Source organism: Mesorhizobium sp. M0514 (assembly GCF_040321145.1).
Lineage (GTDB): Bacteria > Pseudomonadota > Alphaproteobacteria > Rhizobiales > Rhizobiaceae > Mesorhizobium.
Genome location: NZ_JAMYQZ010000201.1, coordinates 1 through 1,281, shown reverse-complemented (window position 1 = coordinate 1,281; position 1,281 = coordinate 1). Strand labels below are relative to the sequence as shown.

1 protein-coding gene is annotated in these 1,281 nt (G+C 58.7%); it reads right to left on the bottom strand.

The window, feature by feature from the left end; genetic code table 11:
- Positions 1-681: 681 nt before the first annotated feature.
- Positions 682-888, bottom strand: coding sequence for a hypothetical protein (locus NKI61_RS32770; protein WP_155923365.1), 207 nt, complete (start codon positions 886-888; stop codon positions 682-684).
- Between the last annotated feature and the right edge of the window lie 393 nt (positions 889-1,281).

Here is a 1,281-nt window from a genome sequence, read left to right as displayed (position 1 = left end):
CTGTGCAATACAGGAACCAGCCCTTAAACCTACCAGCTCAATGAACCGTCCAACTTTATGGGGTCAGTTCACTTCACGCGGGCTTTTTGCGTTCGGACCGTGGTCGATGGCGATTTTAACCTGCACCAGGGGTCGGAAGCAGGCGAAGCCGACGCCGTGGGACAGAAAAGCCAAATCATGACCCCCAACCGCCAGTAGCTCGCAAGCCTTTTTGTATTCGGCACCTTTGCCCACGCGAAGCCGGTTGGCTCCCGGCTCTGTCAGCGCGGCAACCGCCACGCGCCGGCGCGATGATGACCGGACGCTTTGGACCCTGCAAAACCAGGCGACGAACCATTCTCTCGCCATCAGATCTTGGAAAACGAACCGTGATCGTGCGCTTCCAATCATTGCTATTATTGCTACCGGGCTTGATCGGCGCCATAATCTTCCAGGAGGTTGCCGTGCCCGACTACGCTCTGAACGAACCACTATGAGAGCTTCATCAGGAAGCAGCTCGAATCAGGCCGCTACAACAATGCCTGAGATGTTCGCGCCGGGCTACGTATGCTCGAGGATTTCGAGGCGGAGCGGGAGAGATGGGCTGCGCGAGGAGGTTCCGGCGCGCCTGACCGAGCTCCGGCAGGATCCGGCTAAGGGCATCCCTGTCGAGACGGTTTTTTCGCGACTCGAGGCGCGTCATCACGCGAAGCAGGCGAAAGCCAAATAGGCAATGGAGTACCGCATTGTCTTCCACCCCAAGGCGGAACTGAACTCGGCCAGTTCTATGACGACGTAGCCGACCCGTGCGTCGCCGGCGATCGCTTGGAATTTCGTTGTCGGCATGCGCGACCATTGCCTGAGCGTGTCGACTTTTCCACAGTGCGGCACAGAGCGGGTCGAGATCATGCCTGGTCCGCGGATCATCAGCTGGCGACGTGCCGTCAGCATTGCTTTCGCAGTCGATGCCGAACGGGTCTGGTCCTGGGTATTTTTTCGCCGGCCGCAACATCACGGCGGAATTGCTGGAAGGCCGGCTCTGAAGCGCTGCTTAGGCTGGCGTGGGGATCGACACTCGCCAGGAGGCGATTCTCAGGCCGATGGCACGCACCTGCCGCCGCCTAGGTGGGAGCTTGGTAGAAGAGTGATCCTCAGCGGAACACCACTCACAATTTCAGCCAAGCCAGCTCACGAATTTCCGCCCCGTGGATATCTCCACGAGAAATCAAAAAAACATCGTCGATGACTGTTGACAGTTCTGGTTGGTGGCGACTATATACGCCTCACGAACGAGGGCGGTGC